General features: G+C 43.2%; 19 protein-coding genes. 9 read left to right on the top strand and 10 right to left on the bottom strand.

Annotated features, from left to right (window positions below):
• The first annotated feature begins 1 nt into the window (after position 1).
• Positions 2 to 1,192 (top strand): DUF6179 domain-containing protein, encoded by a 1,191-nt coding sequence (locus tag IGI66_RS15810; protein WP_438849540.1) that lies wholly within the window; start codon positions 2 to 4, stop codon positions 1,190 to 1,192.
• Between the two features lie 229 nt (positions 1,193 to 1,421).
• Positions 1,422 to 2,300 (top strand): sortase domain-containing protein, encoded by an 879-nt coding sequence (locus IGI66_RS15805; RefSeq protein ID WP_438849539.1) that lies wholly within the window; start codon positions 1,422 to 1,424, stop codon positions 2,298 to 2,300.
• 46 nt (positions 2,301 to 2,346) lie between these two features.
• Here IGI66_RS15805 and IGI66_RS15800 read toward each other — a convergent pair whose 3' ends face one another.
• A complete protein-coding gene (locus IGI66_RS15800) occupies positions 2,347 to 3,897 on the bottom strand; it encodes a helix-turn-helix domain-containing protein (protein WP_010779283.1) in 1,551 nt (516 codons plus the stop codon).
• Positions 3,898 to 4,082: 185 nt separating this feature from the next.
• Between IGI66_RS15800 and IGI66_RS15795 the strand changes: the two genes are divergently transcribed.
• The 7 genes from IGI66_RS15795 (at position 4,083) to xerS (ending at position 11,785) form a co-directional block, all read left to right on the top strand.
• Positions 4,083 to 5,456, top strand: coding sequence for a M24 family metallopeptidase (locus IGI66_RS15795; protein WP_438849538.1), 1,374 nt, complete (start codon positions 4,083 to 4,085; stop codon positions 5,454 to 5,456).
• A 103-nt stretch (positions 5,457 to 5,559) separates the two neighbouring features.
• A complete protein-coding gene (locus IGI66_RS15790) occupies positions 5,560 to 6,453 on the top strand; it encodes a helix-turn-helix transcriptional regulator (protein WP_438849537.1) in 894 nt (297 codons plus the stop codon).
• A 51-nt stretch (positions 6,454 to 6,504) separates the two neighbouring features.
• Positions 6,505 to 6,717, top strand: coding sequence for a DUF3788 family protein (locus tag IGI66_RS15785; RefSeq protein WP_438849536.1), 213 nt, complete (start codon positions 6,505 to 6,507; stop codon positions 6,715 to 6,717).
• A 54-nt stretch (positions 6,718 to 6,771) separates the two neighbouring features.
• Positions 6,772 to 6,921 carry a hypothetical protein gene (locus IGI66_RS15780; RefSeq protein WP_438849534.1) on the top strand — a complete coding sequence of 50 codons (150 nt, stop codon included), beginning with the start codon at positions 6,772 to 6,774 and terminating at the stop codon, positions 6,919 to 6,921.
• A gap of 153 nt (positions 6,922 to 7,074) precedes the next feature.
• Complete coding sequence (locus tag IGI66_RS15775) at positions 7,075 to 7,638, top strand: adenylyltransferase/cytidyltransferase family protein (protein WP_288226173.1); 564 nt, start codon at positions 7,075 to 7,077, stop codon at positions 7,636 to 7,638.
• Positions 7,639 to 7,641: 3 nt separating this feature from the next.
• Complete coding sequence (locus IGI66_RS15770; protein WP_438849533.1) at positions 7,642 to 9,585, top strand: PEP/pyruvate-binding domain-containing protein; 1,944 nt, start codon at positions 7,642 to 7,644, stop codon at positions 9,583 to 9,585.
• Positions 9,586 to 10,642: 1,057 nt separating this feature from the next.
• Entirely contained in the window at positions 10,643 to 11,785 is a 1,143-nt protein-coding gene (gene xerS, locus IGI66_RS15765) for a tyrosine recombinase XerS (protein ID WP_114525503.1), read from the top strand.
• A 39-nt stretch (positions 11,786 to 11,824) separates the two neighbouring features.
• Here xerS and IGI66_RS15760 read toward each other — a convergent pair whose 3' ends face one another.
• The 9 genes from IGI66_RS15760 to IGI66_RS15720 form a co-directional block, all read right to left on the bottom strand.
• Positions 11,825 to 12,271 (bottom strand): Spx/MgsR family RNA polymerase-binding regulatory protein, encoded by a 447-nt coding sequence (locus IGI66_RS15760; protein ID WP_438849532.1) that lies wholly within the window; start codon positions 12,269 to 12,271, stop codon positions 11,825 to 11,827.
• Between the two features lie 92 nt (positions 12,272 to 12,363).
• Positions 12,364 to 13,869 (bottom strand): helix-turn-helix domain-containing protein, encoded by a 1,506-nt coding sequence (locus tag IGI66_RS15755; RefSeq protein ID WP_438849531.1) that lies wholly within the window; start codon positions 13,867 to 13,869, stop codon positions 12,364 to 12,366.
• Between the two features lie 76 nt (positions 13,870 to 13,945).
• Positions 13,946 to 14,755 (bottom strand): metallophosphoesterase, encoded by an 810-nt coding sequence (locus IGI66_RS15750; RefSeq protein WP_288226165.1) that lies wholly within the window; start codon positions 14,753 to 14,755, stop codon positions 13,946 to 13,948.
• Positions 14,756 to 14,760: 5 nt separating this feature from the next.
• Complete coding sequence (locus tag IGI66_RS15745) at positions 14,761 to 14,898, bottom strand: hypothetical protein (RefSeq protein WP_010779270.1); 138 nt, start codon at positions 14,896 to 14,898, stop codon at positions 14,761 to 14,763.
• Between the two features lie 100 nt (positions 14,899 to 14,998).
• Positions 14,999 to 16,375, bottom strand: coding sequence for a sensor histidine kinase (locus tag IGI66_RS15740; RefSeq protein ID WP_438849530.1), 1,377 nt, complete (start codon positions 16,373 to 16,375; stop codon positions 14,999 to 15,001).
• Positions 16,356 to 17,003: a response regulator transcription factor gene (locus IGI66_RS15735; RefSeq protein ID WP_010779268.1), complete on the bottom strand. Its 648-nt coding sequence runs from the start codon at positions 17,001 to 17,003 to the stop codon at positions 16,356 to 16,358. The genes IGI66_RS15740 and IGI66_RS15735 overlap by 20 nt, the downstream gene beginning before the upstream one ends.
• A 181-nt stretch (positions 17,004 to 17,184) precedes the next feature.
• On the bottom strand, positions 17,185 to 17,766 hold the full coding sequence (locus tag IGI66_RS15730; protein ID WP_438849529.1) for a sugar O-acetyltransferase: 582 nt from the start codon (positions 17,764 to 17,766) through the stop codon (positions 17,185 to 17,187).
• Positions 17,759 to 18,949, bottom strand: coding sequence for an MFS transporter (locus tag IGI66_RS15725; protein WP_438849528.1), 1,191 nt, complete (start codon positions 18,947 to 18,949; stop codon positions 17,759 to 17,761). Before IGI66_RS15725 ends, IGI66_RS15730 begins: the two co-directional genes overlap by 8 nt.
• Complete coding sequence (locus tag IGI66_RS15720) at positions 18,939 to 21,161, bottom strand: alpha-galactosidase (RefSeq protein ID WP_438849527.1); 2,223 nt, start codon at positions 21,159 to 21,161, stop codon at positions 18,939 to 18,941. The genes IGI66_RS15725 and IGI66_RS15720 overlap by 11 nt, the downstream gene beginning before the upstream one ends.
• Positions 21,162 to 21,244 lie beyond the last annotated feature (83 nt).

Raw genomic sequence — 21,244 nt, 5'->3', positions numbered from 1 at the left:
AATGAAAAATTACTTGAGCGATCCAACCTTCTATCCATTCTTTTTGAAAAAAGTTCAAGAGCGACTTAGCGGAACCACTGTTATGACTATCGAGCAAGCGGAAGAGATTCAACGATCCATCGAATATGTCTTGGAAAATGGTGGAGAGGGGACAGTGCCTGTTCGCTTTGACCAAGGGAAAAAGCAACTGGCAAAACGATTCGATGCACTGCAGCGCCTTTACAAAGTCCTTTTGAAGAATGTCCAAACTTTTGGAATAGAGTCATTGGAGGAAAGTCTCGCTGAGATCGATCACTTCTTTGCAAATTATGATATGGAGTATGCTGCCGCAGAAGTTGATCACGCATTTTTAGACTATCAATTGGCGGAAGCTGTTCCATTAGATTTTGTGGGCTTGGATTTTTACGAACGCTATCTGCAAAATTTGGCTGCTGAGGTTTTCTTCATCACGTATATTCCTGAGACACAAATTGTTGAGTTACTAAACGTGTATCAAGAAAAGCTAGGGTTTGATTATCGAAGGGACATCAATAATCTTTTTGACTGTGTGTTTAAACAATTTGTTGGAAAAGTATTAACAGAAAAAAGAGACAATGAAACCCTTCTGCTGAATACGATCGAAGCTCACTATGCGCTCCATCAATTAAAAACACAATCAAGCTTTCCAGCACTTGATTTCCTTTTTCAAAAAAATGCGTATTATCAGAGAGCCTTTTCTCGTTTTCAGGATTATGCACGTCGTTTAGAGGGCACGGAGAGCGCGGGTTCATTCTTTTTAGTGACCACTTCTACGAAGAAGCGATTAGAATTGCCTCCTATAATGCCTGCAGACCGGTTTAATCAGCTTATAGAAGCCTGTTCTAATGCAGATCAGCAAGAGAAAATAGCGCAAATAAATGAAGTAATTTCTTCACCAGAAGATTTAGAGGAATACATCAACATCAGCTATGAAACAACTGATTTTTATAAAAGGCTTTTTAAAGAACTCGATGACGATCTTTTAAAAGTCTCTATATTGTTTGTTGTACATCGTAATAATTTAGATAGCCCTTTCGAAATCGTTGATTTAACAGCGAAACGACCTTTAGACGCGCTTTTAAAAGATTTATTAAAATCGCTGACAATCGATGAACGGTATGGACGCTTTTCTGATATAGAAGATTATGAATTATTTTCTTATGACTTTAGTTAAAAAGAGTTTCGCCAAAATTATTAATGTTTTCCCTAATATTTTGCTCGACCAGAATTATCTTTAACAAAGAAAGTTATGAAAATATTGCTAGAAAACGGGCTGTTGTCCGTTTTTTTCATCTATCATATAATATCAATAGTTATTTTACGAGCCGGGATTCAGTGAAAGGGCTTATTTTCCGTTACTTTTAAGGCAAGAAGAACAGCCTATGTATAGGAGGAAACGGAAAATGAATACCTACTTGAAATTTACTATCATCGCAGCCTTACTCATAACGACTGGCGCGATTTCTGTATTAGGGGAGTCACAGGAATCTGCCTCTAATGGAACTGAACCAAAAGTTGCGGTGCAATCGTCGAGCAAGAAATCAACGGAAGCCGCCTCTTCGTCAACCAAATTAGAAAACGAATCCGCTGGTTCTACCAGTGAAGCTGCGGCTGAGCCCGCTACCACTGATAGCAGTGCGGTACCAGTTCAATCAGAAGAAGCAGAACAGCCAGCAGAAACAGAAGAGGTTCCGGTAGTGAGTGAAGAAGCGCAAACGGCTCCTGAAAATACACCAGAGCCAACACCCGAACCGACAGAAGCTCCTGAAGTCAACACACGTCCGGCCCCGCCAGTGAATGAAGCCGTTCCTGAGCAAGTGTCAGAAACCCCTGCAGAATCAACGAATGCTGCACAGCCTGCACCTGTCTCTATTCAAGCCAACCAAATGAAAATCAATGGACAGTTCATTTCCTATTCAAATGCGGGACAAGACAATGGACAGGCAATCATTGATGCCAATCACAACCAAGTAGCCACTTGGGGCGGCGCCTCAGTGCAATCGGGGAATGATGGCGCGAATACACATTTTATTGGACACAATCCTGGCATCTTCAATGTACTGTTTTCACTTGGAAACGGCCAATCAATTGAAGTCTCCGACAGTGCCAACAACGTCACAACATACACGATCTCCCATATCGTAACCGTTGATGACTATGGCATGGCCGCAGATGGCACTGATTATTGGGATCAAATCACTGGCTCAGGCGGTGGTGAACGTATCACACTGCAAACATGTATCAACGATGACTACAACCTGATCGTGTTTGCGAATAAATAAAAAAGCGACCATTCAACTTGATTCAGTTGAATGGTCGTTTTCTTGATTAATTGAGGATCTGTTGAGAAAAATAAATTTCTTTGGCCGTCTTCATTTTGATGTTGCCAAGCTCCTTGAGGTGCCTGCGGGCTTCGTTTTTTTGGACAGCAATGATGAAATTCCACAGGTTGTCACGGTCCGAAGCGGAGAAGAAATTGTTGACGATCAAGACGTTACTATTTTCGTAGCCTTTGATAGGATTATTGCTCAAAACTATGTCGTACTTGGCGAAGGCTTCGAAATCCTCAGGGCCGGTTGAGATCACCGGTTCTTTGAAGGTATCTACTGAGATTCGCTCATGGTAATTGGCGATCAAGAAATCCTGAAGCATCTCTGCATGCCGCCGTCCCAAATCACTCACGATCATGATGGAAACTTTTTGGCGCATATTTTCTAGATGGATAGGAAGATGGGTCCACTCCTTCATCAGTAAGAAAAAGACATTGTTTAGACGAATATCTGTCCAAAGCTCCGGAGATTTTTTCTCGATATCCCTTAAATGGATTTTGACCAACGCAGAAAAAATAGGATATACCAATTGAATTTCCCGCGCAAATTTTTGGTGCTTATCAAACAGCATATTCGGTCGGTAGGGATAGAAATTGTATTCCACGTACCAAGACATCATCGCCTGAATGATTTTCCGACGGTCATCACGATCTAATGGGAATTCGATCGCATGAGATAAGTTTTTTAGAAACGTATCGATCTTCCCGTTGATACGGACGATCTGTTCCGGATTGTCCCAATTATAAAATTCATGGAAAACCGTTCGGCTCACTTCTTTGTACCATTTTTTAGGCAAACTAAAATCCGTATCGGCCAAGAGGTGTTCCGCAAAGGGACGGCTGAAATCCAATACCTTATCAATCGTGTCGTCCTCTTCAACATAGACATTCTCCGGCAAATAAAAGCCTTGATGCATCCGATTCAACGTCACCATGAATAGGTACGCCGCTTCTTGTATCTCACGATCGTCTAGCGACACATCAAAATCAGTCGAGGTGCGCATAATGAAGCACGTCGTTTCTTCATGATCCAAGGTGAAGGGCCACTGATTGACACCATACGCCTCGGTAAAATATTGCTGGTAAAAAAAACGGACCCAGCGTTCATCCGGACCAGTGATCCGAAAAGGGGAGCGTTCAAGCGTCAGTCCTCGACGCTTCAAAAAATCTTCCAGCGCATTCACCATACGATAAAAGGACGCCTCGCTCATAAACAGCTCGTTGATCCAATACTCGGCATCCTGATTGGATTCATAAAGCATTTTTTCAACAAACTGAAATTCTAATGATTCGTGATAGATCTGACCATAGACATTCCCCAGCTTATTTGAGGTAATGTTGTTCAGGCGAACCCCCTGAAATTTTGAATAGTCAATGTAAATGTAGTCTCCCCAGAATTCATTGATAAAATCAATGTCTGTTAATAGCGTTTTCACGGAACAATCAACGGTTCTTGCTGCTTCTTTGATGTCGCACCAAGAAGGAAGCTGATCTAAAAATTCAACGAATTGGATTCGTCGATACGTAGAGGAGTTAAGTAGCTGCTTCATATTGACTCCTTTCAAACAAATAGTTTTTCTCGTTATAATTTTACCGATTTTCTTCAAAAAAAGCGAGCTATTTAATTAATCTATTCTTTAAAAGAGTGAGTTGATTCTATAAAAGAAAACTATACAACGTATTTTCTCATGAAAAGCTATGTTATGATAGAAAAAAATAAAGGAGTTCATTTACTGTGATTAAATTAGCGAAAGTAACACCACCACATTTAGATACGAATGTCGTACCGGTTCAATTGACCGATGAAACAATGGCGGCGCGCAAAACGCAGCTGCTGGCAAAAATGCAGGAAAACAATTACGATGCAGTCGCGATCTATGCTGACTTAGAGCATGGCGGCAATTTTGAATACTTTACAGGCTTCGTTCCGCGTTTTGAGGAAGCCTTGCTCGTGGTTCATCAAAACGGAGACGCTTATCTGGTACTTGGCAACGAAAATCTAAATAAAGCCCCTCTTGCTCGAATTGCGGCGGAGGCTGTCCATATGCCGCATTTTTCTCTGCCAAATCAACCCATGGAGACCAAATTTACTGTGTCAGAAATTTTGCAACAAACACAGCTGCAAGAGGCCCGCACGATTGGATTGATTGGCTGGAAGAAGTTTACCAGCTCTTCCGAGGAGAATACTGCACTTTTTGATTTGCCGTACTTTTTAGTTGAAGGCCTGAAACAAGCTGCACCAAAGGCGACGTTTACAAATGCTTCATCTATTCTAATTGGCGAAAACGGTCTGCGCATCAGTAACAATGCAAATGAGGTCGCTCATTACGAATTCGGCGCTATGCTTGCAGGCAACGGCGTGCTAAAAACCATGGAGCAGCTAGAGATCGGCAAGAGTGAGCTGGAGCTTGGCGGATTGTTGAATGATTACGGGCAAACACCCAGCGTGGTAACGATCATGGCAACGGGGGCTCGATTTGAAAAAGCGAACCTTTATCCAACGAATAAGAAAATTCAGCTTGGTGATCGGATTTCCATGACTGTCGGCTATAAAGGCGGTCTGCAGAGCCGTGGCGGTTACGCTGTCCATGACACGGAAGAATTGCCGGAAAATGAAAGAGATTATCTGGATCGCGTCGCAAAACCTTACTACAACGCAGTCAAAACGTGGCTCGAGGCAATTACGGTGGACATGAATGGCGCCGTTTTGTATGACAAGATCGAAGAAGTGCTGCCAAAAGAAACCTACGGCTGGCACCTGAATCCAGGTCATCTTTGTGCGGATGAAGAATGGTTGGCTTCACCGATCTATCCTGCTTCTCAGGAAACGATCCGAAGCGGTATGCTGTTCCAATTCGATATCATTCCTTCTGTTCCCGGCTATTCGGGGGCAAGCTGTGAGGGCGGTATCCTGCTGGCAGATGAACGCCTCCGCGCGTTGATTCAGGAAGCGTATCCTGAAATGTGGGCCCATATGCAGGCACGCAGACACTATATAATAGAAGAAATCGGCATCAAACTAAGCGAAGAAGTATTGCCAATGAGCAATGCCACTGCCTATTACCGGCCTTTCTTTTTGAACAAGGAAGACGCTTTAACTGCACGATAATTTCTCTCTGACACTCAAAGATCCGTTCTTTGAGTGTTTTTCTATTTTTTCTTCCGCTCTAAAGAGCCGCATGCTATCCTGAATAATGAGGGGAGGGCGCGTCATGATCGAAAGTCGATTGTTGCAGATACTTTTTATTTTAATGGAAAAAGGGTCCGCCACCGCCCCAGAGCTGGCGGAACAATTTGAGGTCACCCCACGAACGATCTATCGAGATATCGATGCGTTGAGTGCCGCAGGGATTCCTGTCTATGCGGTTAGAGGAAAAGGCGGCGGTTTGTTCATCCGTGAAACGTATGTGCTGGAAAAAGCTCTCTTTTCCGAAGACGAACAGCAGGAGATCCTCCTCGCGGTACAAAATCTAAATCTTACGAACGGCGGACGATCACGTGCGTTGCTGTCAAAAATGAATAGCCTATTTGAAAAGAAGGAGACCCCCTGGCTGGAGATTGATTTCTCTGACTGGACGGGACTGCGCAACGGTCTTTTTGAAACGCTGCAGCATGCCATCATCGCTAAAAAAGTCGTTCACTTCCATTATCTAAATGCGAAGGGAGAATTTTCTGATCGAGCGCTGGAGCCTCTGAAGCTTGTTTTTCGTGAGAAAGCGTGGTACCTCTATGCCTTTTGCCGTCTGAGAGACGAGGCGCGCCTGTTCAAGGTGGCTCGTATGCGTGATGTGAGGCTTCAAGACGAAACTTTTACCAGACAAATTCCCGAAAAAGTGTTTAAAACGTTAAACACTTCGCCACAAAAACGAATCGAGTTGACCTTGTTGTTTGATGCAAGTGCGGCTTATCGTGTATTGGAGGAATTTAGAACGGTCACATATCTAGAAGACGGGCGCCTGCATGTATCGGTTCTTTTGCCGGAAGATGAGACTACTCTGGACTACTTATTCTCATTTGGGGATCGTGTAGAAATCTTGAAGCCTGCAGCTTATCGTGAAAAAATGAAGCTGCGTATTGAACACTTGCGAAATAAATACAAAACTTGACATGGGTTTACAGGTTTTACTTGGTAGACTAGAGAAAAAGGAGGCGTTTGTATGAAACCTATTTTAAAGGACCCTGAGGAATTTCCATCGATCGAACATTTAGCGAATCACTTGTCAGCCGAGCATCTGGCGCTTTACCAGCAGCTTTTTGAAGCGCTCCATGACTTTTCTTATCAGGAGGAGTGGCACTACTATAAGGACGGTCATAATTGGTTGAGCAAAATCCTTCTTAAGAAGAAAAATCTTGGTTGGATCTCTGTCTAGGAGACGGGAGTCAAGGTGAGCGTCTTTTTCGGAGCGCGCATTTGGCCACAGCTTGTGGCGAATGAGCTATTCCAAAGACTGGAGGATCACGGCGCCACCATTGACCAGTCGGGGAAACTAACTGCCGTTTTGGTTCCTATCAAAGATGAAGCCAGTTTGCAGACGGCTGTTGACTTGGTGAATTTTAAACAATCGATCAACTAATCATCATCGTGTGGCATCTAAGGTTCTTGCGGATGCTGCACGATGATTTTTTTTGTTTTTTTATTCCGCGGGCAGCATTAAAAAACGGCATATTTTTTATGAACGGCATGGTATCATTAATTAAACATATATATTTTTGTATTGGAGAAAAAAATGACAAATAAACTTGGAATTATCCACGGAAGGTTTCAAATCCTGCATAACGGACATTTGGAATATCTATTGGAAGGCTTGAACCGATGTGAGTATTTATTAATTGGCATTTCAAGCCCCGATAGCAGCTACACGAAATTTACGGCAGCCAATCCACACCGCTCATTGGATAGTGCCAATCCAATGACCTACTACGAACGGTTTCAAATGATTCGGGCAGCTCTGCTTGAGCAATCAGTCCCTAGAGAAAGATTTGATATCGTGCCTTTTCCGATCAATGTCCCTGAGAAATTATTTAATTATGTTCCGAAAGATGGGACCTATTTGATGACGTTGTACGATGAGTGGAGCCATGAGAAATACGCGACACTCTCAGCACTTGGCTGTGAGATCGAGGTCATGTGGGAACGGACAAATGAACAAAAAATAACGAGTGGAACGGAAGTACGTTCAAAAATTATACTTGGCGAACCATGGGAAAAATTGGTTCCCGACAGTGTTTCCACATTCATTAAAAAGAACGAAATCGACCAAAGAATTATTCGGATGTCGGAGGAGGGGTAATCGATGCTGCATAGTTGTTCTCTCGAAAATTTTTCGTCCTCCTATCCATATGGAGGCAAAGCAAACGGCTTACATGAATTGTATTTAAACAAACTGCCTGTCCCTGAAAGCATCTTTATCGAAGCAACGGATGATCCTGCGGAAGTAGATTGTCCTTCGTTCCAGCAGACGCTTTTCCAGCATTTGGAAGCCTTCAAAACTGAAGAGGATTTGTATGATCTTGCGATTCGATCGTCTGCTCTTAATGAAGATGGGGCTAATGACAGCTTCGCAGGGCATTACGATACGATTCTGGGGCTCATGTGTTTTGAGGATGTCCTGGCAGGAATTAAACAGGTGCTTTTAAGCCAAGAAAAAGGGGAGACATCTTCTTCGAATAAAATGGGCGTCGTGATCCAACCGTTTATTCGTGCGGATTATTCTGGAGTCCTTTTTTCATCTAGTCCCTTTACTTTTTCAAAAAAAGAATGCATCGTCAGCTTCACGGATGGCTGCGGCGACAAGCTGGTGTCCGGCGAAGAGGCGGGCACAGATGTCCTTGTCACGCTCTCAGAAAAGGGCTGGTCACTACCTCATGAACAAGTCATTCCGTTCGGGGAACAAAAATTGTTTGAATTATGCCAGAAGGTAAAAGAGCTGGAACGCGTCCTAGGGTATCCGATTGACGTGGAATGGACCCTAAAAGATAACATTTTTACCTATATCCAATGCAGACCATTGACCTCTATTACAAAAATACCGTCAAAAACCGTTCCTGTAACAGCCGAATACCTAGACAGTATCCCTAAACAATTGCTGAAGAGTGACAAAGTTTCACTAAGGATCGATGCCCAGAAAAAGAACACCCATGTCTCGGACGCTTACGTCATCGTCAGCAACACATCAAGCACGCAGCAAGAGCTAGCCTCCCTCGAGACGATCAGAAGAAGTCCTCTCTGTCACGGATACAGTGCGGTCGTGATCTATCCAAAGCTCATTTCAGAAAAGGTAGTTCGGTCCTTTATTGGCGATACTGACCGTATCCACTTGAATTCACTAGAAGATTCAGGAAGTACCATGAACACCTCCCCAAAATATTCAACTATCGAGGAGTGCGTCGCCGAGTTTGTGACGATGGCAAATGATGACTTTTGGGTTTCCTCTATCATTATTCAGGAAATTTATTCGCCTAAATTCACCGGTGTCGTCAAAAAAGAGGGCGAAAACACCATCGTTGAAATAATCAAGGGGCATTTCTTTACAAAGGGAACGATCCCAGCTTCTAGTTACCTTATTTCACGGGAAGGAACGGTCCTTTCTAAACATGAGGTTTGCCAAGAAGAGTGGTATGAGATCTCTGAAGGAGCCGTGATCCAGCATGCAGACAAATTTAATCAAAAGAATTGTTTAACCGAAGAGGAGATTCAGCGTATTCTGAAAGAGTTTGACACATTTTTACAGGAGCAGGAGGCTTTGATCGAATTCGGACTATTGGAAATCAACGATACCCCCAAACCTTATTTGATTGATCTTGTTAAAAACTCTGAGGATTTGCCAGAATTAACCTCTAAAGATATTTCTCAAGGCATTTTATCTCATGGAAAACGAACGGGTAAGCTACTTTACGTGGATTTAACCGACGAGGGGTCTTTCGATCTTCATTTTCATAATGCCTTCAATGAAGAAAACAAACCAAACGACGGCGAAAATCTTATTTTTGCCTGTAAAAAGACCAGCATCGAACTGCTGCGGTTCATCTATGCGAACAAGCCAGAGAACATCGGCTTTCTTTTCGAGAGCGGCTCCATCCTGTGCCATTTATCGATCGTTCTAAGGGAGAATGAGATTCCTGCAATCCAGATCGGCTCATTTGATGCACTTGATTTGGAATATGGCGCTAACTACACGATTGATGCAGAAAGTGAACAACTCACTAAAGCTCAAAGAGTTCAGAAATTGACGTATTAAAACAAAAAACTTTTCGACGTTCGTGGTCGGAAAGTTTTTTGTTTTAATGATTCAGGACGTAAGAGAGGAATGAAGACATTTTATGGTTTGAGAATAATGTTAGTTTTTCTCAAACCATAAAAGAGGAAAAGCGTCAGAGCTATCAACTAAGTATCTACACGAGTCGCAGCAAATCATACATCTATAGAAACAAAACTTTACAAATGAAAAGAAAAACCACGAAATTATTTACGATTGAAAAGAAAATCGTGATAAAACTTTACGATCGTTAAGTCGTCATTGTACAGAACCAACAGTCGGCAATAAATTAAAAAAGACGTTCTCGAGTCAAAAACGGATCATTTGGTACGGATCATTGTGCAACGAACGGTCCATAAAGGATGTTTTAGCACGCATATACAATGGAGCCATATTAATGGAACACTTCAAGCGTCATGGATCACTTTTATCAAAACATGCGAAGTGAGTCGTCAATGAAGGATCTTTAGCAATCTATTTACTGAGGAAGGCGTTTATTAAGCAATCAAGGTTTCGTAACAATATGTATTTTCCCGAAAGCATGATTTTTAGAACTCATTTGTAAGGTAAATAGTCTGATTTTTATAGCTAAATCTATTTGTCGCATAGATCCCATAAATTCTCACTGACGCGTTTTTTCTACGGATTTCTGAACAATTATACTTGATCTAATCCGCTCATGGTTTTAAAAATGCTGTAAAATCAGTGATCTCAAAGTTTTTTTGTTAACAGATGGATTCAAATTTGTTCCTTTAATTTAGTTTCAAATTCATCAAACATTTATCTAGCACGATCAAGGATTTTCTTTTTTCATATTTACCTCCTCTGCACATTTATATTATAGTTATTTATACCTTGCTAAAACACCTGTTAAGCATTACAAAAAGAACCATTTTTCAGTAATCCTTATAAAAATAAAGGCACCTCTACCCTTTTATATAATTGTTATTTTATTCTTGACAAATTGGTATATACCTATTATCATAAAGATAGAGAGATCACCACGTCTCTCCTACTCTAACTGAAAGGACTGTATGACATGAGTCGCGAATTACTAAAAGAGCGTTATGAAAAAGAATTTGAAAAACTCCCCGACTTTATTCAAAAATATTTATTGTACTTAGAAGCCATCCCCCGTTCTACCAATACGTTGTACGAATATGCCAAGGAATATCGCCGGTTTTTGACTTGGCTCTCTTCTGAAACGATTATTCAAGTTGCTGATATCTCAACGATTCGTTTGGAAGATTTTGAAAGACTAAACAAAGACAATATCGTTTTATATAAGTCCTTTTTGAATCAGTCCCCTAAGCGAACCTTCGAAGGCAGAGCCGAAAAAGATCTGGCACAAGCCCCCTTAACTGAACGAAATACACATCGCCTAAAAGTCACTGTTCAGCGTAGCATCACTGCACTTCGTTCCCTGTTTAAATATCTCGCAAATGAAGAAATTGAAGAATTTGACGAGCAGCTTGGGGATTACGTGATACGGCCGATGTTGCGTAGAAATATCATGGTGAATATCGAAAATGGCGGCGTCGACGCATCAGACGCCGTACGAAAGGATAAAATCGAAAAAATGCTGTATTTAGATTCGGATGCGATTGATTTTGTCGATTATGTTTATAGCGGCTACGGCACTACGTTGACCTCTCGTCAAGCTAAGACCGCCTATGAAAAAAATCGTATTCGAGACACGGCGATCTTAGCTCTCTTTCTTGGCTCGGGCATTCGGTTATCCGAATTGGTAAACACCAATGTCCATGATCTTAATTATGACGGCCTGTACATTCAAGTGCAGCGAAAAGGCGATACGCTTGACCACGCGATGATCTCACCCATTTTTATCGATTATATCCAAGAATACATCGATCAGCGGAAGGCACTATACAATGCTGACGATTCCGTGGCCGCCCTGTTTCTGACCAAGCACAAAAATGTGGCTAAACGAATGGAGGGTGGTTCTATCGAAAAAATGATCGATAAATACTCCACCGCATTTGGAAAACGCACCACTCCCCATAAGCTGCGCCACAGCGTCGGCACGATGGCCTTCAGAAAAACCAAAAATTTGAAAACCGTCAGCGAGATTCTCGGACAAAGCGGCACCTCCGCGACAGAAATCTACACCCACATCGTCAAAAAAGAAAAACGGTCGGTGATCAATGATCTTTGGACGTAGACAAGGGACATTCCAGCAAGTGGAATGTCCCTTGTTTTTCTAATAAATCTCCTTTTCATTTTGCAGTGTGAGCACATCTTCGTACAGCATCGCAACGTTGCCTTTGTAAAGCGACTGCCGGCTTGTCTGTTTGATTTTCTTTGGCAGGAGTGTTCGAATCTCCTCTTCATTAAAACCAATTAGAAGTTTGCGTTCATCGAAAATAATTGGGCGTTTCACCAGTTTAGGGTATTGACTGAGAAGCACTAGCAGTTGATTGAAGGATAGGTCTTCAAAATCGATGTTCAGTGATTTGAATGCTTTGGATTTTTTTGAGAGGATTGGATCGACACCGTTTGGGCACAGCGTGATCAATTGCCTCAATTCCTGTTGCGTCAAAGGCTCGTGGTCAATATTTCTCTCAACGTAAGGGATGCCGTACGCCTGAAACCAAGTCCTCGTTTTCCGACAGGATGTACAAGAATTGCCAATTAAAATAGTCACCATCGTGATTCCTCCTTTTTTCTATGATAAAAGAGAAAGCGGAGGATGGATTCTTCTATTTTTATTGAAAAAATAACTAAATTGTAGAAAACGGCTTATTCCTGACGCAGGTCAAAAATGTGATCGGATAACTGTTTGAACAGCTCTTTCATCTTTTTCGAGGTGATATTTCCATCAATTAAATAGACAATTCTCGTTGTTTCCGGCAAATGGGTTAGCGGGCAGTCACTGATAACGATGTCGCACTGATTCATGGCTTTCTTCTTCAACAAGACATTCTTCGTCCCAAAGTGCTGCTCGATCTGGGAGCAAAGGTCGTCGTTGATATAATAATCCCTCGTAAAATTGACACCGATCACGAGCTTCTCTTTCTTTTTATAGCGATCGTAAATATGGATCAAGTCCTCCAGCAGCCCCTGTTCACTTTGCTTCTCCATGAAGGGATAGTCCGTTTTCTTCAAAGACTTGAATTCTTGATAAAAGCCTTCGATCGCCTCTTTTACCTCTTGGTGTTTCTTTTCAGTATAAATAAGGAAACTTGCCATCGTTGTGTTGGGATTGTTTTTACTCAGCACGTCGTAATAAACTTGGTTCCGAATAAAATTTAAAGTATACAAAGTGCGCTCATTTTCTGGAATGGTCAATTCGAATGCTTTTGAAAAGGTAGCGATCATTTCCTCTGCGTAGCGAAAATAAAGTGTTTTTTCTTGCTGCAGCACAGCGTATTGCTCGACGTTGACGTCGCTTGTTTCGGTTTTTGACACTAGCAGGCGTGACAGGATATTGATCGCCATTCTTGCTTCATCGCTCAATGGAAGATTAGGCTTCAACAGGTCAAAGGTCGGGTGCGTAAACAATTCCACGTTCGGGATCTGTTGCAGCTGCCCGTAGAATTTCGCTAAACTCGTAATCGGGAAATTTTTCAAACACAGATGGATCAACAGGTACAGCTTGTCCATCATGCCATTTTCTAAATGTTGCAGTACGTCTTTTTTAACATACAGATTTAGCGTATGAACGGCGTGCTGATAAGACTCGTCGGATGAGTGGATCGTTACATTGGAATGAATGTTCCAATAAATGTCGACCAGACAATAATGCAGCTGAAGCTCGTTTCCTTTGATCGTTTTTTTACCTGGCTTTGAAAAGGTAATGGCGATCCCGTAATGGAAAAGAAACGCATTGATGTTTTTCATCCGAGAATAGATGTAGGAAACACTGAAATTGGTTTTCTCACTGATGCTTAAAATAGAATTGGTATCTTTTTTCAGCAGAGACACCAATATCAGGTAATTCGTGGACTGCTCACAATAAGCCAGCAGCAAGCGGTAATAATACGTAGCCAGATCTGCATAAGGCACGTTGATTTTTACAAAATTTCCCTTTTTTAAAATAGGCTGCTCACTTAACTGTAACGAAAGAATATCTGCTTCCAGCTCTTTCATATACAGGGTAAAATTCAGCGTGGATAGCTGAAACTCTTCAGTTAAATAATCACGGGTAATATAAAAGGGATTATCCGAAAGAAATTGCAGGATCGCTAATTTGATTCGGCTCTTTTTATCTAAAAGATACTTGGTGATAAGTTCTTGACTGTTCATTTGTGTCCGCCCCTTTACGTTTGATTCTATTCTAACGTAACAGAAGAGATTTCAACCAAGATGATGCCTAGCCTAGTTAAAAATGCAAATCAAAAACGGAAATTTCCGGCGGCACGCCAAATCGTGCATGGATCGCAGTCGTTCCCAATCCTGTATTGACATACAATTGGGTGTGATCGCTAAGCTCGTATAATCCTCGAACATATTTTTCCGCTAAAACATTTTTGACTTGGTAAAACGGCAAACGAACCTGTCCCCCGTGGCTGTGGCCTGCTAAAACAAGCTGGGTATTCGTTCCGACAAATTTGTCCGCTACATCAGGCTCGTGGGTCAACAATACGGAGTAATCGTAGCGGTCACGATAGGACAATGTCGCCTCTACGGAGGGATTCCCCAGCAAAGAATCATCCAACCCGCCGATAAACAGCTTTTTGCCATTGGGCAGCGGCAGTGTTTCGCCGGCATTCGTTAACACTTCAAACCCTCCACGATTCATCACACGTTCATAGATGTGTCCTGCACCGCCGCCATAATCATGATTGCCCCAAACGGCATATTTTCCAACCGTCGCGGTCATTTCTTTTAATTTCTGAATGATTTCCTCTTCATGGGCATACTTCGCGTAATTATCAAATAAGTCTCCAGTAAAGACGATGATATCTGGTTTCTCGCGGTTTACTTTACGGATCACCTTGTCTAAGCGCTTCGTTTCATAACTTTCGGATACTTGAATATCTGAGAGCTGTACTACCTTGAGCGCCTTAGGCTTGGTGCGATCCCCTAAATCTAGCTGATGAACGATCACGATATTAGGCTCGATAGCGAAGGCATAAATAGGCAATGCGAGCACAATCAGTACGACACCAAGGACGATTTTCTTGATCATTTGTTTCACACCTTCCCTTTTTTGACCATCGGACGGACCGATTGGTAATCTTGCAAAATCAATAAAAGTAAGAGCCCTCCAACTACGATCAACGCAATGGATAAACAGCCGATGATAAGCGTTCGTTTTGTTTTATTTGTCATGCTCATCCCTCCTATGAGTAGAAGGATAAAAAACAATTATGCAAAACTTGTGCAAAAAAACACCCCTTTCGAAAAAAGGATGTTTTCGTTGATGCTTTAGTTACTTTGTCTCGCTCATTTCGATGGGAAAACGCAGAAGGACACGAAACCATCCGTTGTCTTGCTCCAACTGCAAGGTGCCGCCTAATGCATGGACCGTTTCTTGGACGATCGACAAGCCGAGCCCAGTTCCCGACAGGTGATGATTTCGAGAAGCTTCCCCCACCACAAACGGTTCGAGCAAGTGAGAAAATTGCTCAGGAGTCATTGGCATTGCTTTGTTTTCAACGAGCAGCTGATAATGAGTGCCCCTTCGTTTTCCCCGTATAATCAGGTGACGGTTAAGGCTGTATTTGATTCCATTTGTCAGTAGGTTGTTCAAAACGATTTGAAGGAGCGGCTCATTGGAAGACACCGTGCAAGGCTCGAGCCGTTCTTCTATCGAAAACTGAGGATCAAGCAAGCGATGTTGTTGCGCTTCTCTTTTTATAACATCTTCAATTGCCAGCGGTTCGAAAACCGGTGCTTCGTTCATTTGGCGACTATACGCCAAGAGATTCGTTACCAGCCCACTCATGTCCGATAGTTGCTGATCCATATCCTGAAGGAAGGTGGGATTTCCTATTTCCATCTCTTCTCCATCCACTAGCAGGCGCATGACAGCTAACGGCGTCTTCAATTCATGTGCGAGATTGCCTGAAAAATTCTTCAATCGCTCGTTACGTGCCGCCATTTCCAGCTCATGCTGCTGAAGAGATTGTTTCATACGGGCAATGGCGTGACTCAAGCTGCCTAATTCATTCTCTTCCGACGTGACTTCCTCTTCCGCAAAATCAAGCAATGAAATTTTCCGTGTCGTCTGTTCCAATCGTCGGATCGGCCAAATGATCTGATTCCGCACCAAGAGAACCACCGAACCAAATACTAGCCCTAAAAAAAGCACGGTCGCTGCTATCAGGATCGGCAGTAGTGTACGAATCGCCGATCTAAAGGCGGGGATACTTGTTCCAATTAAATAAACACGATCCTTTTTTTGAAAGAACAACGTGTAGAAATCGCTTTTCTGTTTGGTTTGTGCATACAGTCGCTGGACAGAAACGCCCGCCTGTACAGATTGGATCGTTGTCCGATCGACCCAAAAACGATTTAGAGAAATCCCCTCTTTGTCTAAACGAAAGGCCAAATCATTCGTCGCCTCTTCCTCGTGGGCGAATTCTTTAGCCGCTAGATCAATGACCACCACATCAGAAGAGGCTGAGGGGTTCTTTCCTTGCTGGATACTCTTTTGCGTTTCTTTTACCGGCTGCTCCATTTTCCAGTAATAATAGGTAGGGAATCCCCATCGATAAAAGACGGCCAAGAGAACAACGATCATGAAAAAAATCACACTCACTCGAAGGACGAAGGACCGCGTCAGACTATTTTTTTGCTTCTTCAAAACGATACCCGATCCCATAGACAGTCTGAATCCACTCTTTTCCCAGCTTGTCTCGCAGGATACGGATAAAGCTGTCTACGGTCCTTTCATCCGTCTCATGATCCATTCCCCAGACAGACAGCAGAATCTGTTCACGACTAAGGGCGGCACCTTGATTTTGGTAAAGATAATATAACAACTCGTACTCCTTTTTCGTAAGAGAAAGGTCTTTTCCGTAACACTTGACTCGTTTTTCATTTGCGATAAACACGAGGGGTTGCGTGATATCTTGCTTGACGATCCCTAATAATTTGGCGACACGAACCAATAAAACCTTTGCGTGAAAGGGCTTCGCAAGGTAGTCATCGACACCAGAAGATAACGCCTGTACCTCGTCCTCCGGCAGATTTTTAGCCGTCAGCAGCAAAATTTTGACCGCACGCGTTCGCTTCATTGTCTGCGCCACCTCCAACCCATTCATTTTGGGCATCATCCAATCCAGAACCGCTAAATCAAAGGTTTCTTCATAGAATTTCTCTAAAGCCTCTTCGCCGTCCTTCGCCTCCACGACGTCGTAGCCTTCCTTTTCAAAAAACTTGGTCAGCAGCTCCCGCATTTTGTCTTCGTCTTCACCTAATAAAATCTTCATCCCATAAAATCCTCTCTCTCTTTCCACCTAAATCATTGAATACCATCTCGATAAATTTGACAATAGCCTCCGACAGTCTTATCGCTTACCTAAACAATATTTAGAAAAAAATAAAGAGATCTCTCCTCAGAGAAATCTCTTTAAACGAAAACCAGTAGAAAAATCGAGTTGCTTGCTTCGATTACCTTTGAACTGCCTCCTCCTCTGTGAGGGACCTGATTACTCTACAGGGAGTGCCAAGGGCCAATACATTTTCGGGGATGGATTTGGTCACGACACTGCCGGCGCCTATTACAGAATTTTCACCGATCGTTACCCCAGGTAAAACGATGGTGCCGGCACCGATCCAAACATTTTTCTCGATCACGATAGGTAAATTGTATTGTGCTTTTTGAACGCGCAGTGACGGCGACAAGGGATGTGTCCCCGCACACAGTGTGACATTTGGGCCAATCATGACATTGTCGTGGATCTCGATCGTCGTGTCATCCACTAAAGACAACCCAAAATTCGCGTACACCTGTTTTCCAAAGTGCGTATTTTTCCCCCAATTCGCGTGAAAGGGTTGCTCAATGTACGAACCTTGACCAAAGCTTCCTAACAGCGCCTTCAAAATCACCGCTTTTTCTTCCTGTTTACTAGGCAGCGTTTGGTTAAATCGGAAAAGCAAGTCACGATAAAAGGCTTGCTCTTCTTTTAATTCGAAGGACTCGAAATAGGTTTCACCTGAGTCCATTAGCGTCTGAAGCATCGTATCAGTCAAGATTTTTCCCCCCATTTAAGATTTTAGGCTGGACAGGCCTTCTTTTCTTTAAGAAAATGCCTATTAAAATAACGATGAGTAGGATACTCAATAATTTAAAAGGTGCGAAAAGATTCGTCGTACCGGAAACCAATTGCAGCGTGCTCAAGCCAAAAGGTGCGATAAAGTTCCCAAGATTGCAGCCAATTAAAATAATTGAAGTGGCAGCCGTCATTTTTGCTGGTGAAGCATAGAGATTCAATGAATTATAAATGAAGGGAAAAATCAAACTCCCTGGAATCCCGCTGATAAAATAACCAATCAGCAGCAAGAAAAAATTATTTTCAGAGATCGCGATCAAGAACGTCGCTAACGCCAGCATTGCCAAGCCGAGATACAAGCATTTCTCCCCCAGCAGCCGATTCGCAAAGCCGAATAACGACCCCGTCACGATCCCAATGATCGGCATTACCGCTAAGAACGCCGACGCATTGTAATCTGCCCCTTTGATATCCGTCACCATCGTTGGAAAACGTACCCCGATCGCCACAAACGTCATGACTAAAAACAAGGCGAAGAGCGCTAATAAATAAACAGAAGCCTTGAGTTCTCCCTTTGCGCCCGTCTTCGCTTTTTTTGCTTCCTTGATTTCTGGAACAAAAAGAGTAAATAACACCAAAATCGGAAAAGCGATGAGATAGACACTGAAGGAAACTCTCCAGCCGAAGGTCAGCAACGCCCCCGCCAGAAGCGTCAAGCCAGCATTCCCAATATTTTCAGCAGCGCCGCGATAGCCCAACAGAGAGGCGCGCTCCTCTGGTTCTTCTTGAAATAGTAAATTGATGATTGAGACCGCCAAGGAGTTAAAGAGTCCGAACCCGGCACCTAAAATAAAACGGCTGATCAAGATCGGGACATAGCTGTTTAAGAATAGCGGAGCCAAGCCGCCGCCGAAGCCAACCAGAAGCAAGCCCAATTGAACGGTTCGCTTAGTACCGATTTTCTCAGCAATAAAGCTGGAAAGGACAACAAAAAGGACAACGGCTAGCGCGGGCAACGTTGCGACCAGTTCCACTTGAGTCGTCGTCATTCCCAGTGCGGCTCGCATCTGAGGCAGGGCACCATTGATCGATAGCGCACTCGTCAAAAGAAGCGAGATGGATAAAATAGACAGGCGGGTCATGAGACTGTTTTTATTGATCATTTTCTTCTCCTACTTTCTTCAAATGCAGGGTTGCCGTTTGGAAATCGCCATAAAAATCAGGGACTTGAATACCGAGTGTCATCAGTTCATCGCCAAAATACCGTTGATTTGTTTCTTGGTCTTGATAGCAGCTCGTTTCCTCCAAGCCTGTAAAAAAGATTTCGTGAAATACAGGTTGCGCAGAAGCCAATGTCCGTGCCATCATGACAAACGCCTCGCCTTTATTCTCCGAAACAAACATCCAAGCGGTGACATTTCCTTCGAAAGGACTATTCAGACGATAAAATTCGCCAAATTGAATCAGTGGTCGAATGGCTTGATACTGGGCAACCTGCGCCTTTACGATCGTCTTTTCTTCAACAGACAGCTCCGTCAAATCCAATTCGTAGCCGAAGACGCCGCTCATGGCAACATCTCCTCTGGTCTTCAGTGAGGTGATCCGCCCCGTTTGATGATTCGGAACCGCGGAGACATGGGCCGTCATGGAAGAAATCGGGTAAGCTAAACTAGTCCCGTATTGGATTTTCAGTCGTTCAACTGCATCGGTGTTGTCCGTTGGCCAAGATTGCGGCATGTAATAAAGGAACCCTGCATCAAAACGTCCGCCGCCGCCGGAACACCCTTCCCATAGAACATTCGGATAACGGGCGATCAAGTTTTCCATCAATTCATACACTCCGAGAATATGGCGATGCGCCGCTTCCCCTTGATTCTCTGGAGAGAGCTGGATCGAATAAACATCGGACAAACTACGATTCATGTCCCATTTGATATAATCGATCGGCACTTCGTCCAAAATAGCGCAGAGTTGTTTTTCAATCGCTTGCCGTACGTCTTTACGCCCCATATCCAATAAATGCTGATCCCGAGAAGAGGAAGGCGTACGATTCGGCTCCTGCATCAAGTAATCTGAATGGGCTTCATAAAGCCTCGAATCTATTGAGATCATTTCCGGCTCAAACCAAACCCCGAATTGCAGCCCTTTATCATGAACATAGTCCGAGATTCCCTTTAATCCGTCCTTCAATTTCCCTTCATACTCGAACCAATCCCCCAAAGAAGAATTGTCTGAATCCCGATGACCAAACCACCCGTCGTCTAAGACAAACATTTCAATACCTAAATCGGCGGCTTCATCCACGATTTCTTCGATTTTTTTGCTGTCAAAATCAAAATACGTCGCTTCCCAATTGTTTACCAAGATCGGGCGCTCTTTCAGTTGATGTTCCCCTCGAGCAACTCGTTCCCGCAGCAGATGATGCAGACTGCCGCTCATACCGTTCAATCCTTGATCAGAATAGGTCAGAAGAACCTCGGGCGTCTGAAAAACGTCATCGGAAGACAGCGACCATGAAAAATTGTACTCATTGATCCCCGTCAGCACACGGACCTGATCGATTTGATCCTTTTCCAGCTCAAAGGCATGATTGCCGGAGTAAACGAGATGCATCCCGATCGCTGGGCCGCTGAACTCATTGGTGTCATGGTTGACGAGTGCGATAAAGCTGTTCATTTGATGACTTGAAGCTCCCCGTCGGCTTTCAAAACGCTGAATCCCAGTATGAATGCTTTCCCGTTGGATTTGACGTTCTCGTAAATGCGCCCCTGGCAACGAGATCACTTCATCGTAGATCCCGCTATTCGTGAGATCCATCTGCATTGACGCCATTTTTTCTACTACGATCGTTTCCGCCGTTTTATTTAAAACGCGTGCTGATCGAGTCACGACTGGGCGGTCATGATAGATCGTGTAGACTAGCTCTAGATAGATTTCTTGATCCCGGTCCTTAAGAACGACGATCAAGGTCGTTGCTTCGTCGTCACTCTCCACATAAGACTGAGGCAGACCGCTAAGCTCGGGTTTTCCTGCTTCAATACGAAAATCAAAATAACGAAAATCGTGCAGATTCGATCCATTTTCTCGTCGAATCAATGACGCCGGTACACGATAATCCATTGAACCATGACTAGAATATTCCTGTGGCAACGTGTCTTTCGAGTAAGCCCTTTCAGCGTTGCCCGGAACATTTCCAGAAAATCCGCGGTCTCTTCGCAAATATCTTTTATACCCATTATAACGGGTAATTGCCTTGCCAAAATAGAGGTGATTCAGAATTCCGTCCTCTTCAAGTTGAATAATGTAAGAGATTTCATTGTTCCGTAGATGAAATACCTGATTTTCTTGGTCAAACATGACTGCCTTTTGATTCATTTGTGTTTCCTCCTCTTAACTTGTTGTTTACCTTATAATGTTTACTAAACAATTTTGTCAAGAATTATTTCAAAAAAAAAAGA

The sequence above is a fragment of the Enterococcus sp. AZ048 genome (assembly GCF_051715125.1).
Taxonomy (GTDB): domain Bacteria; phylum Bacillota; class Bacilli; order Lactobacillales; family Enterococcaceae; genus Enterococcus_A; species Enterococcus_A gilvus.
Note: the sequence above shows the minus strand (reverse complement) of the source record. Positions and strands in the feature narration are given on the sequence as shown.

Bases quoted from the DNA above. Each gene is read 5' to 3' on its own strand.
- IGI66_RS15810 (WP_438849540.1), top strand. From the start codon at position 2: ATGAAAAATTACTTGAGCGATCCAACCTTCTATCCATTCTTTTTGAAA.
- IGI66_RS15805 (WP_438849539.1), top strand. From the start codon at position 1,422: ATGAATACCTACTTGAAATTTACTATCATCGCAGCCTTACTCATAACG.
- IGI66_RS15800 (WP_010779283.1), bottom strand. From the start codon at position 3,897: ATGAAGCAGCTACTTAACTCCTCTACGTATCGACGAATCCAATTCGTT.
- IGI66_RS15790 (WP_438849537.1), top strand. From the start codon at position 5,560: ATGATCGAAAGTCGATTGTTGCAGATACTTTTTATTTTAATGGAAAAA.
- IGI66_RS15785 (WP_438849536.1), top strand. From the start codon at position 6,505: ATGAAACCTATTTTAAAGGACCCTGAGGAATTTCCATCGATCGAACAT.
- IGI66_RS15775 (WP_288226173.1), top strand. From the start codon at position 7,075: ATGACAAATAAACTTGGAATTATCCACGGAAGGTTTCAAATCCTGCAT.
- IGI66_RS15770 (WP_438849533.1), top strand. From the start codon at position 7,642: ATGCTGCATAGTTGTTCTCTCGAAAATTTTTCGTCCTCCTATCCATAT.
- xerS (WP_114525503.1), top strand. From the start codon at position 10,643: ATGAGTCGCGAATTACTAAAAGAGCGTTATGAAAAAGAATTTGAAAAA.
- IGI66_RS15760 (WP_438849532.1), bottom strand. From the start codon at position 12,271: ATGGTGACTATTTTAATTGGCAATTCTTGTACATCCTGTCGGAAAACG.
- IGI66_RS15755 (WP_438849531.1), bottom strand. From the start codon at position 13,869: ATGAACAGTCAAGAACTTATCACCAAGTATCTTTTAGATAAAAAGAGC.
- IGI66_RS15750 (WP_288226165.1), bottom strand. From the start codon at position 14,755: ATGATCAAGAAAATCGTCCTTGGTGTCGTACTGATTGTGCTCGCATTG.
- IGI66_RS15745 (WP_010779270.1), bottom strand. From the start codon at position 14,898: ATGACAAATAAAACAAAACGAACGCTTATCATCGGCTGTTTATCCATT.
- IGI66_RS15735 (WP_010779268.1), bottom strand. From the start codon at position 17,003: ATGAAGATTTTATTAGGTGAAGACGAAGACAAAATGCGGGAGCTGCTG.
- IGI66_RS15725 (WP_438849528.1), bottom strand. From the start codon at position 18,949: ATGATCAATAAAAACAGTCTCATGACCCGCCTGTCTATTTTATCCATC.
- IGI66_RS15720 (WP_438849527.1), bottom strand. From the start codon at position 21,161: ATGAATCAAAAGGCAGTCATGTTTGACCAAGAAAATCAGGTATTTCAT.